Consider the following 11,319-nt stretch of genomic DNA (forward strand, 5'->3'; position numbering starts at 1 on the left):
AGGAGACGCCCGAATGTCACGCCAGTTGTGGCTAGATATATCTGTGCACACACGTATTGCGCCGGATATCGTCGGAACCACGCTGACGGCTGATTCCGAAGCGGGGCGGGCATTCAGGCTGGCGCAGTTCCTCCACGCCAGCAAGGGTTCGGTCGCCCTGGTGCCGGCCGTGGCGGTGACCGGACCTGTCGTCAGCTGGTTCAGCTGGGGCGGAACCGGGGCGCATTGGGTCGTCGCTGGATCGGTGATGATCGTGCTTGCGGTCTGCGCCTTCTGCCTGATCCACCTGCGGGCGTTGCGGCTGCATGGCGACGATCCTGATCTCGATCCGGCACTCGCGTCGGCCAATCTTTGGCTGCGGTTGGTAATCATATTCGCTGCAGTCGGCTGGTCTTTGATCACGATGGGCATGCTGATGTCGCCCAGCCCGAGCATCCGCATTTTGGGCCTGCTCGTTGCGATCGCGCATATTGCCGTCGGGGCGATGGGGTCGTTCACCCTGCCCACGACCAACCTGATCTGGCTGATCGGATCGGGGATCGGCCTTGTCGCGGCGATCGAGATCACCGACACACGCGTCCCGGCGACCTTGTACCTGCTGCTGCTGGTCTATCTGTTCGCGCTGTGGCGGACCAACATCCTCATCTGGAATTTCTTCGCGCATGCGATCATCCAGTCGCGTCAGCTCGCCGAGGCGCGCGAGCGACAGTTTGCGCTCGAGCAGGAGCAACTCAAGAGCCAGGCCGAGCTCGATCTCAAAGCCCACAAGATGCTGGCCCGACAGGATGCCCGCCACGCGGCAGAATGGCGCGAGGGCATGGCGACGCTTGCCGGGGCGTTCGAGCAATCGGTGCTGCAGACGGTCGAGAAACTGAGCGAGGCGCTGCACCGCCTTGCCGTTTGCTCCGATGCGCTGGGCGAAATCGGCGACGAGACCGGCGCCAGCGCCGCCATGGTGACCAGCCGGGCCGGCAATGTCGGGCAATCGGTGCAGAACGTCGCCAACGCCGCGAGCCAGCTGAGTTCCTCGACCAGCGCAATTGCGCAGCAGATCGAAGAGCAACACCGTGCGGCCACTGCGGTCCGGGCGTCCTCCCGCGAAGGCAGCGCAGCCATCGGCGCGCTCGCCGAAGAAGCGGCGAAGGCATCGCAGATCGCCAATCTGATCGAAGAGATTGCCTCGCACACCAACCTGCTCGCGCTCAACGCCACGATCGAGGCATCGCGGGCCGGTGACGCCGGGCGCGGATTTGCGGTGGTCGCGCATGAGGTCAAGCAATTGGCCGGGCAGACGCGCGGCGCCATCAACTCGGTGGGGCACACCGTCGATGGCATCCGCACCCAGATGACCCTCGCGGAAATGACGATCAACTCGATCTCGGACCAGATCGATGTGGTCAACGCAGGCGCGGTTCAGATCGCCGCGGTGATCGCCAATCAGGGCAAGGCTACATGCGACATCTCCGACCATGTCAGCCAGGTTGCGACCGACGCCCGCAGCATGGAGGAGACGGCGCGCAACGTCAGCAGCCATGCACAGCAGGTCCGGCTGATGGCGGCCGATATGCGCGCGATTACCGATCGGCTGCAGGACCAGGCGGGCGAGCTTCGCCGCGCCAGCGCCGAATTCCTGCAGCAGCTCAGCTTCACCTGATCGCAAAAGCTGGCGTCTGGCCGGATTGTGTTGCGCGGCGCTGTCCAAGCCGCCGATCGCGCGTTAGGGTGCCGATGACTGCGCACGGTTTCATGCGCCGTTCATCGCCGCTCGATCATCTGCGGCATCGTCGATAGGGTGATCAGGATAACGATACGGGTGGCAATGGACACGATTACGTCAGGCTGGAACAGGGTGATATCGCAGCTTGCCGCTCGGGCTCTGGCCTGCTGCGCGATGATCGCGCTCGTCGTCCAGCCGGTTTCGGCCCAGTCCATCCTGCGCGATGCCGAGACCGAAGCGCTGCTCGCGGATATGTCGCGCGACTTGATCAAGGCTGCAGGCCTCCTGCCCTCGAACGTCAATGTCGTGGTGATCAACGAACGCAGCATCAACGCTTTCGTCGCAGGCACGCAGGACGTCTATATCCACAGCGGGCTGATCGAGGCAGCCGGCAACGTCAACGAGGTTCAGGGGGTCATCGCGCACGAGCTGGGGCATATCGCGCTCGGCCATTCGATCACCCGGTCGGAAAGCGCAGCGAAGGCGACCAACATCACGATCCTCTCGCTGCTGCTCGGCATCGCTGCGGTGGCGGCGGGTGCTGGCGCGGCGGGCATGGGCATCATGGGCGCCGGCCAGCAGGCTGCGCTGGGCAAATTTCTGGCACACACGCGCGGCGAGGAAGCCGGGGCCGACGTCGCTGGCGCCAAGTATCTCTCCATCGCCGGGCTGACCGGCAAGGGCTCGATCAACTTCTTCAAGCGGCTGCAGAACCTGGAGTTCCGTCTCGCGATCCCGCAGGAAGACAGCTACAACCGTTCGCATCCCCTGTCTGGCGAGCGCATCACGCTGCTACAGGAAATCTACGAGAACGACCCCGCCTACAACACCCCGATCGATCCCGCGCTCGAGGCGCGGTTCCAGCGGGTGAAGGCCAAGCTTGTCGGCTATGTCGCCGATCCAGGGGAAACACTGCGCGACTACCCTGAAACCGACCGGAGCGTTCCTGCCCGTTATGCTCGCGCCTATGCATGGCACAAGAGCGCGTACCCCGAAAAAGCGCTGGACGAGGCTCGGTCGCTGCTCGCAGAGGCGCCCGATGATCCCTATTTTCTCGAAATCTACGGGCAGATACTGCTCGAATCAGGGCGACCGCTCGAGGCGATCGCTCCTCTGCAGCGCGCGGTGACGACGACCAACGCGCAATCACTGATCGCAGGCGTTTATGGGCACGCGCTGATTGCCACCGAAGACCCGGCCAACCTGCCCGAGGCCGAGCGGGTGCTCAAGGCCGCGGTCGCGCGCGATGCCCAGAACCCGTTTGCCTGGTACCAGTTGGGCGTGGTCTATGCCAGCCGCGGCGATACCCCGCGCGCGGCACTCGCCAGCGCCGAGCGCTATGTGCTGCAGGGTAATGCCGAACTTGCGTTGCGCAGCTCCGAAGAGGCGATGCTGGGCCTGCCGCAGGGCAGCGCAGACCATATCCGCGCGCAGGATATCGCCATTCTGGCGCGCGACGCGGTTGAACGCCAGTCGCGCCGTCGTTAAGCGCATCTGCTCGATACCTTTCACCAATCAAAGGCCCGCCATGACATCACCCACATCATCCTCTGGCGAGGCTTCATCAAGGAACTGGCGGTTCATGGCTGTTGCTGCATTTATCACCATCGCAGCTGCGATCGGCACCTTCATGTGGCAGGGCGGCAGCGTCGCCGGCGCAGGCGGAGGAGCAGCCACGCAGGATGCCAACGCCGCTGCGGCTGCCGCTGGGTTCGACACCCAAGAAAAGGCCGCGATCGAGGCGATCGTTCGCGCCTATATTCTCGACAATCCCGAGATCATCCCCGAAGCGGTCGAAAACCTGCGCTCCAAGCAGGCGGAAAAGCGAATCGCATCGGTGCGCAACGAGATCGAGCAGCCTTATGCCGCAGCGTTTGCCGGCAACCCCAACGGCGATGTCGTGCTCGTCGAGTATTCGGATTTCGCCTGCGGGTTCTGCCGCCAGAGCGTCAGCGACGTCGCCCGACTGTTGAGCGAGGACAAGAACCTCAAGATCGTGTTCCACGAGCTTCCGATCCTCTCTGACGAAAGCCGGGTCGCTGCCGCCTGGGGTCTCGCCGCCGCGCAACAGGACAAATATTACGCGTTCTACAAGGCGATGTTTGCTGCCGGCCGCCCCAACCAGTCGACCATCGAGCAGGCCGCAAAGACGGCCGGGCTGGACATGGCCGCCGCGCGGAGCTTCGTTGCGACCAACAAGACCGATGCGGTGCTTGAGGGCAACATTCGCGTTGCCCAGCAGCTCGAGTTCAGCGGCACGCCCAGCTGGGTGGTCGGCAACAAGGTGCTGAACGGCGCGGTCGGTTATCAAGAGTTGAAGAGCGCGATCGACGAGGCTCGCGCTGCAAAGAAAACGGCAGGCTGAGCAGCATGCGCTTTGCCCGTTCGCTCGCGCTCGGGCTGGCACTGGCGTGTGCCGCGCCTGGTCTGGCACCCACGGCACGCGCGCAATCCGTGGCTGCTGCTGACGAAAGCCTGGCAGCATTGCGGGCATCCGATACGCGAATCCTGTCGGTCGGGACCCGGCTAGCGGTCGCCAACGCGCCGTTTTGCAAGTCCACCGAGAATGCGATCGGGATGACGCTGCACCATATCGGGCAGTATGGTGATGACGCCGCTGCCCGCGCAACCTTCGGCTTTGCCCGCGACTATGCGGTGCTGGCATTGGTGGCAGACGGCCCGGCGGCGCAGGCGGGCATCCGGGCCGACGATGCGATCGTGGCGCTGAACGGCGTGGAGCTGGCCCCTCCCCCCGGCGAGCTTGCGGAGATCGATCAGCCTGCCGCTTATCGCCCCGTCGCATGGGCGGATGCCCGGCTGCGCACGGCGCTGGACGCGCCGCCGGTGACGCTGACCCTGATGCGGGGCGGCGAGACCTTCGACGTCATTCTCACCGGCATGCCTGCCTGCCGCAGCCGCTTCGAGCTCAGACCCAGCGGCAAATATGGCGCCTCGGCCGATGGCGACATCGTTGGTATCACCAGCGCGATGCTGGGCTTCATGGCCGATGATGACGAGCTTGCCGCGATTCTGGCGCACGAAATGGCGCACAACCTGCTGGAGCATCGCAAGCGCTTGAACGACGCGGGGATCCAGCGCGGGTTGATGCAACAGATCGGCCGCAATGCCCGGTTGACGCTGGCAACAGAGATCGAGGCGGACCGGCTCTCGATCTGGCTGATGGCCAATGCGGGCTATGATCCGGGCGGCGCGGTCCGCTTCTGGACGCGTTACGGAAAGCAGCATGGCAAGGGCATCTTCTCTGCCCCGACCCATTATCGCTGGAAGAAACGTGTGGGACTGTTCGAAGAGGAAATGGCGCGGCTGGCAGCAACCACCACCGGCCAGCATGGGCGGGTGCCCCCCCTCCTGGCCGCACCGCTTCGTCCGCTCGAATAGCGCCGCTGTCAGCGCAAACAGCATTGGCCCGGTGGCGTGTTCCTCGCCTCGCCGTGCCTTTGCTTTCGTTTTGCCGCACATTTGCCAATCGGCGGGAACATAAATATCGTTCGAGCAGTCTCCGCAGAACACGGGCGAAAACCCCCATGTTGAAGGAGTCTCTCAATGCGTTCCGATGCCACCTCTTCGGGAATCAAAATGGCGCTTGCCTTGTTGGCCGCCACCGCTGCCACCGCGAGCATCGCCCAGCAGTCTGCGCCACTCCAGGCCGATGTCGCCAACGCTGGCGAGCGGTTGCCCGACCCTGCCTCGATGACCGAGGGTCCCGAGATCAAGGGTGTGCTCACCGCGCGTCAGGGCGATCGCATCCAGGTCGAGACCGCAGACGGCAGCCGCACCTTGCTCATGGTCAATGAGGCCACCCAGGTCCGGGCCTCTGGTGGCCTGTTCGGTGCGAGCCGGACCGAGCTGGACACGGGCGCGTTGCTTAACGGACTGCCGCTGACCGTGAAGACGCTGCAATCGGGCGACACGCTGCTGGCACGCCAGATCACCTTCAAGAACACCGATTTCAAGACCGCCTCGATGATCCGCACCGGAACGTCGCAGCAGTTCGCCGAGCAATCCGCCGCGACCGAGGCTTTGCGCGGACGGATGGGCGATATCGACCAGTATAACGTCAAGGCGACGACCAACGTCTATTTCGATACCGCCCAGGCCAAGCTGACCGACGAAGCCAAGGCGCAGCTGTGCGCCGCTGCCGGTTCGGCCGAGCAGATGGACAACGCATTGATGCTGGTGGTCGGGTACACCGACGCCGACGGCGAGCAGGACTTCAACCAGCAGCTCAGCGAAAAGCGCGCTGCCAGCGTGACCAACCATCTGCAGCAGGCCTGTCGCTGGAAGCCCTATCGCATGCTCACCCCCGCAGGCATGGCCGAGGCCGATCCGGTCGCTGACAACATGACCGAGGAAGGCAAGGCGCAGAACCGCCGCGTCACCGTGAACGTGCTCGTAAGCAAGGCCGTTGATGGCCTTTATGCGGATAACTCTTCCCGTTGAGCGAGGGGGTGTCGCCCCGGCGACCGCGGCGACACCCTTATCAACCTTTCGCTCGGCTCACGCAGCGAGCGCCAGTGTTTTGATCAGGCAGCTTCCGCCGCTTTGGCGTACATCGAATTGATCGGGCGTGCCATCACCCGGCGCAGCATCGGCTCGAAGAACTCGAGCGGCTCGCTTGGATAATCCGGGTCGAACGCAGCCTGATCGTATTTCTCGCAGAATTCGGCGCAGGCGTCGAAATATGGCGATCCACGGAAGTTCTCGCGCACATTGCGATCCCCGCCGATGAAATGGAAATAATAATAGCCTTGGAACGCACCGTGGTTGGCGCAGATCCAGTGAAGCTCCTCCGACACGAACGGCTTGATGATCGCGGCGGCAACGTCGGGGTGGTTATAGCTCCCCAAGGTATCGCCGATGTCGTGGAGCAGTGCCATCACGACATACGGCTCGTCGCGTCCGTCACGATGGGCTCGTGTCGCGGTCTGCAGGCTGTGCTGCATCCGATCGATCGGGAATCCGCCGAAATCGCCATCGAGCAGGCGCAGGTGCGCCAGCACCCGATCGGCAAGCCCACCAGCAAACTCGCGATACTGTCCGGCGATGATCGCCCAGTCGCCCTGCGTGCCATTGGTCATTGCGGTGAACTGCGCCCGGTCCTCGGGCGCAAGCGTATCGGTCATGTCGCTCATGCGGCGGATCCTCTCGTTATCGTTGACGTTGAGAGTAACCCAGCGGCGCAGCGGATGCAAAAAAATGCGGGTCAAAATTTTCTGGGGTGATGGCACGAATCCGGCTAAGCCGTGTTCCCTATGGCGATGCTGCCCTTCAAGCCGACACCGTTCTTTGCCAACAAGAACCGGGCCTTCTGGAACCTGCAAACCTTGGGTTGGGCAGGCGCGCTCGCATTGCGCGGCATATCGGGGCTCGCCAACGGCCAGCCGATTTCGTTCCTGGTGCCGATCATCATCGCGACGATCACCGGTTATTCGATCTCGCTGGTGATGGGCGTAATCTATCAGGCACTGATCGACCGCAAGCCGCTCGTTACCTGGAGCATCACGCTGATCGTGCTGCTGGCGGGATCGGCCCTGTATGCCTTCGTCGATGCATGGGTGGCGACGCTCTACCGTCCGGGCAGCGTCAGCAACTTCACCGCTATTCTGCTAGGCGCGTTCTACCTCGATCTGACGCTGCTCGGGGCGTGGTCGGCATTGTACTACGCGATCAACTTCTTCCTGCGCATCGAGGAGCAGCAGGACCAGATGCTGCGGCTGGAAAATCAGGCGACCAGCGCGCAGCTGGCCATGTTGCGCTATCAGCTCAATCCGCACTTCCTGTTCAACACCTTGAACAGCATCTCGACGCTCGTGTTACTCAAGCAGACCGAGCCGGCCAACGCCATGCTGTCGCGGCTGTCGTCGTTCCTGCGCTACACGCTGGCGAACGAGCCGACCGCGCGGGTCACGCTGGCGCAGGAGGTCGAGACGCTGAAGCTCTACCTCGATATCGAGAAGATGCGTTTCGAGGAGCGGCTACGTGCGCATTTCGAGATCGAACAGAATGCCGCCGGGGCCCTGCTGCCGTCGCTTCTCTTGCAACCGTTGGTCGAGAACGCCATAAAATATGCAGTGACGCCGAAGGAGGACGGGGCCGATATCACCATTTCGGCGCAACTCATCGGACCCCTGCTGCGTATCACCGTGACAGACACAGGGCCCGGATTGAAGAAGCAAGGCACAACCGCCAATGCGTCAACCGGGGTCGGGTTAGCGAATATCAGGGACAGATTGTCCCAGGCTTACGAAGACAATCACCGGTTTGAGACACGATCATCACCCGGGGGCGGCTATAGCGTGATTATCGAAATTCCGTTTGAAACACGCGAACAAAGGCAATTACAGGCATGACCATCCGCACCATCCTGATAGATGACGAGAAACTCGCCATTCAGGGAATGCAGCTCCGGCTGGAAAAGTTTGAAGACATCGAAATTATCGACACCTGCCTCAACGGGCGCGAGGCGATCCGCAAGATCAAGACACTCAAGCCCGATCTGGTATTTCTCGATATCCAGATGCCCGGCTTCGACGGCTTTTCGGTGGTCAAGGGCATCATGGACATCGAGCCGCCATTGGTGGTGTTCTGCACCGCGTATTCCGAACATGCCGTCAAGGCGTTCGAAGCCCAGGCTGTCGATTACCTGCTCAAGCCGGTGGACGACGTGCGGCTTGCCGATGCGATCGACCGCATCCGCGAGCGCATCCGCGACAAGAAGGGCCGTGAAGAGGCTGACAAGCTGATGAACGTGCTCAACGAGGTCGCGCCCGATGCCGTCGAAGCGCTTGACCTGAGCGACGACGACGATGGTGCCGCTTCGAACCGTTACGAGAAGCTCATCAACATCAAGGACCGCGGCCAGATTTTCCGTGTCGATGTCGATACCATCGAACGGATCGATGCCGCTGGCGACTATATGTGCATCTATACCGGTGACAATTCGCTGATTCTGCGCGAAACGATGAAGGATCTGGAAAAGCGGCTCGACCCGCGCAACTTCCAGCGTGTCCATCGTTCGACCATCGTCAATCTGGGGCTGGTCCGCCAGGTCAAGCCGCACACCAACGGCGAGTGCTTCCTGGTGCTCGAATCGGGCGCGCAGGTGAAGGTCTCGCGCAGCTATCGCGACGTTGTCGCGCGGTTCGTGCATTGAACTGAGGTCCCGATTCGCCAACCGTTCTCTGGCGCAAGCCGGAGAACGGCATGGTATCAGCGCCTTTCGCTAAAAAAGGCACGCAGCAGTGCCGCCGCGTCTTCCTCACCCACCCCAGCATAAACCTCTGGCTTGTGCAGCGTGGTGGGCTGCTGGAACAGCCTCGGGCCATGCTCCACCGCCCCGCCCTTCGGGTCGCTGGCGGCGTAATGCAATCTGGCGATCCTGGCGTGCGATATGGCGCCTGCGCACATCGCGCAGGGCTCCAATGTCACCCACATCTCGCATCCAGTGAGCCTGTCGGTTCCCAAGGCCGCGCATGCGGCACGGATCGCCATGATCTCGGCATGTGCGGTCGGGTCGTTGCGCGCGCGAGGCTGGTTGTGCCCTTCGCCGATCACGAGGCCATGTTGCACCACGATGGCCCCGACCGGCACCTCGCCCAGTGCGGCGGCTTGCCGAGCCAGATCGAGGGCAAGGGCACTGTATTTGCGGGCGTGTTCGAGCGTCATGGCCTGCCGGTTACCGTCAACGCGGTTGCCCTGCCAGCAGTTTTCGCGCATATTGGCCGCAGCAGGCATCGGCAAAGGTTGACTTGGGCACGCTCTGACGCTAACCGCCGCTCCTTCATAAACACAACGTTTCATCAGGATTCTTACACCATGTCGCGGATTTGCGAACTGACCGGCAAGGGCCGGATGGTGGGTCACAATGTGTCCCACGCCAACAACAAGACCAAGCGCGTCTTTCTGCCCAACCTGCAGAATGTCACGCTGATGAGCGAAAAGCTCGACCGCAGCTTCAAGCTGCGCGTATCGACCGCAGGTCTGCGCTCGGTCGAGCATGTCGGCGGTCTCGACAACTGGCTGATCAAGACCAGCGAAGAAAAGCTGTCGGCCCGCGCCGCCAAGATCAAGCGCGAGCTTGCCAAGGCTGCGGCCTGACATGGCCCTCCAGCGCGTCTTGCTGATTGCAAGCGCGCTGGGCCTCGCTGCGGTATCGCACCCTGCAATGGCAGGTTCGCGTACGACCGCAGAAGTGCTGTATTCCGAAAACCCGCAGGGCCGTGCCTTCCAGGAGGCCACGGGGTATAGCGATGCGGTCATTCTCGGCGATGGCACGATCTATCTGTCAGGCGTCGTCGTTGGTGGCGATGCCGACGAGGCTGCGTTCAATCGCGCCTATCTGCACATCAGCCGCATCCTGATCCGCGCCGGGGCCAGCTGGGAAGACGTCGTCGACGTTACCAGCTACCATACCGATATTGATGCGCAGATCGGTCCGATGTCAGCGGTGCAGAAGCAGTATCTCGCACCACCTTTCCCCGCGTGGACGGCCATTCAGGTGAGCCGTCTTTATGCGCCAGAGGGCAAGACCGAGATCAAGGTCGTGGCGAAGCGCCCGCCGCGCTGAACGCGAACTTCAGCAGAAGCGTCCGCTGGATCGCGAAATAATTGTCATCCGAGATCACCCAGACGATCGTCTTGCCGGCCTCTTGATCGACCGCGATCCCCTCCATGTTATCGACGGGAAACGGCGGCACCAGCGTCGCGATGATCCTTGGTTCCACGATGCTTCCAGGCGCGATGCTGCCTGCCTCGATCACCCCCAGCTTGGCCTTGAAACCGCTGAAATAGCCAAACTGCCGATGCAGCGCCATCATGCGCCCATCGGGCAATGCGGCGGCGTCGGTGAGGCGATACCCGGTTGGCGCACGATAGGAGAATTCCTGCGCTCGCGCGCCTCGCTCGGACGGATCCGACTTGAAGATCAACCCGGTGGTAAATCCTGGGCGTGACGAGTGCGTCTCGGCGAAAACGACAAAGCTGCCATCCGAGCGCCGGACGATCGCTTCAGCCCCACCGTTTTTGGGCCATTGCGCCATGGCAGCAGGCGCACCTGTCGCCTCGGCGCGCGCGAACCCTGGCGAATAGCGCCTGATCCTGTGATTGTGTTCAAACCCCACCCAATATCGGCCCGAGACGGGATCATGGGTCAGGCTCTCGGAATCTTGGTCCTTCTTCGTGCTGCGTTCGCCCTTGCGGATCGGCAGCGGCGCGATGAAGGCGTCGCGCGCGGTCCTGCCCTTGCCGATGGTGAAACCGGCAAGGATGGAGGCATCACTCAGCGCAAGCAGCCGTCCGTCGCCCATGGCGTTCAGCGCAGAAAATCCACCGAAATCGCTGTTGTCGCTTTCCAGCTCCCAGCCGTCGATCAGCGTCAGTTCGCCGGTGCCGATGCGGTGGGGCAGCGGCGGCAGATCGAGCGGCCGCTTCAACACGATCTGCTGGCTGGTGTTGGGCGGCACCGGGGAATCCGCCACGAAGGCACCTGTCCCCAGAAAGAACAGCAGCGACGCCAGCGCCAATGTCCGCCGGATCATCATTGAATCCCCGATAGCGCCATCTGGAGCGGTAGCAAGCGCCGC

At 62.8% G+C, this 11,319-nt stretch carries 12 protein-coding genes; 9 read left to right on the top strand and 3 right to left on the bottom strand.

The features are described 5' to 3' along the window. The first annotated feature begins 43 nt into the window (after positions 1–43). The 5 genes from ACK4R0_RS06355 to ACK4R0_RS06375 all read left to right on the top strand — a co-directional run bounded on the left by ACK4R0_RS06355 (position 44) and on the right by ACK4R0_RS06375 (position 6,178). Complete coding sequence (locus tag ACK4R0_RS06355) at positions 44–1,654, top strand: methyl-accepting chemotaxis protein (RefSeq protein ID WP_409671910.1); 1,611 nt, start codon at positions 44–46, stop codon at positions 1,652–1,654. Positions 1,655–1,819: 165 nt separating this feature from the next. Further along, the gene (locus ACK4R0_RS06360) at positions 1,820–3,205 is read left to right on the top strand and encodes a M48 family metalloprotease (RefSeq protein WP_409671912.1); all 1,386 of its coding nucleotides are present in this window, start codon (positions 1,820–1,822) and stop codon (positions 3,203–3,205) included. Between the two features lie 94 nt (positions 3,206–3,299). Continuing rightward, positions 3,300–4,082, top strand: coding sequence for a DsbA family protein (locus ACK4R0_RS06365; RefSeq protein ID WP_409671914.1), 783 nt, complete (start codon positions 3,300–3,302; stop codon positions 4,080–4,082). A 5-nt stretch (positions 4,083–4,087) separates the two neighbouring features. Next, positions 4,088–5,116, top strand: a complete 1,029-nt coding sequence (locus ACK4R0_RS06370) for a M48 family metalloprotease (protein WP_409671916.1) — start codon at positions 4,088–4,090, stop codon at positions 5,114–5,116. A gap of 165 nt (positions 5,117–5,281) precedes the next feature. After that, on the top strand, positions 5,282–6,178 hold the full coding sequence (locus tag ACK4R0_RS06375; protein ID WP_409671918.1) for an OmpA family protein: 897 nt from the start codon (positions 5,282–5,284) through the stop codon (positions 6,176–6,178). Between the two features lie 83 nt (positions 6,179–6,261). On the opposite strand, the gene ACK4R0_RS06380 is transcribed toward ACK4R0_RS06375, so the two are convergent. Further along, entirely contained in the window at positions 6,262–6,870 is a 609-nt protein-coding gene (locus ACK4R0_RS06380) for an HD domain-containing protein (RefSeq protein ID WP_409671920.1), read from the bottom strand. Between the two features lie 120 nt (positions 6,871–6,990). On the opposite strand from ACK4R0_RS06380, the gene ACK4R0_RS06385 reads away from it, so the two are divergent. Then, positions 6,991–8,088, top strand: a complete 1,098-nt coding sequence (locus ACK4R0_RS06385) for a sensor histidine kinase (RefSeq protein ID WP_409671922.1) — start codon at positions 6,991–6,993, stop codon at positions 8,086–8,088. Continuing rightward, positions 8,085–8,891: a LytR/AlgR family response regulator transcription factor gene (locus tag ACK4R0_RS06390; RefSeq protein WP_409671924.1), complete on the top strand. Its 807-nt coding sequence runs from the start codon at positions 8,085–8,087 to the stop codon at positions 8,889–8,891. The genes ACK4R0_RS06385 and ACK4R0_RS06390 overlap by 4 nt, the downstream gene beginning before the upstream one ends. Positions 8,892–8,947: 56 nt before the next feature. Here the strand turns inward: ACK4R0_RS06390 and ACK4R0_RS06395 are convergent, their stop codons facing one another. Continuing rightward, positions 8,948–9,403, bottom strand: a complete 456-nt coding sequence (locus ACK4R0_RS06395) for a nucleoside deaminase (protein ID WP_409671926.1) — start codon at positions 9,401–9,403, stop codon at positions 8,948–8,950. 150 nt (positions 9,404–9,553) lie between these two features. On the opposite strand from ACK4R0_RS06395, the gene rpmB reads away from it, so the two are divergent. Next, on the top strand, positions 9,554–9,835 hold the full coding sequence (rpmB, locus tag ACK4R0_RS06400) for a 50S ribosomal protein L28 (protein ID WP_300880021.1): 282 nt from the start codon (positions 9,554–9,556) through the stop codon (positions 9,833–9,835). A gap of 1 nt (position 9,836) precedes the next feature. Beyond that, the gene (locus ACK4R0_RS06405; RefSeq protein ID WP_409671928.1) at positions 9,837–10,304 is read left to right on the top strand and encodes a Rid family hydrolase; all 468 of its coding nucleotides are present in this window, start codon (positions 9,837–9,839) and stop codon (positions 10,302–10,304) included. Here the strand turns inward: ACK4R0_RS06405 and ACK4R0_RS06410 are convergent. Beyond that, entirely contained in the window at positions 10,273–11,277 is a 1,005-nt protein-coding gene (locus tag ACK4R0_RS06410; RefSeq protein ID WP_409671931.1) for an esterase-like activity of phytase family protein, read from the bottom strand. The genes ACK4R0_RS06405 and ACK4R0_RS06410 overlap by 32 nt on opposite strands. Positions 11,278–11,319 lie beyond the last annotated feature (42 nt).

The organism is Blastomonas sp. (genome assembly GCF_046294995.1).
Taxonomy (GTDB): Bacteria; Pseudomonadota; Alphaproteobacteria; order Sphingomonadales; family Sphingomonadaceae; genus Blastomonas.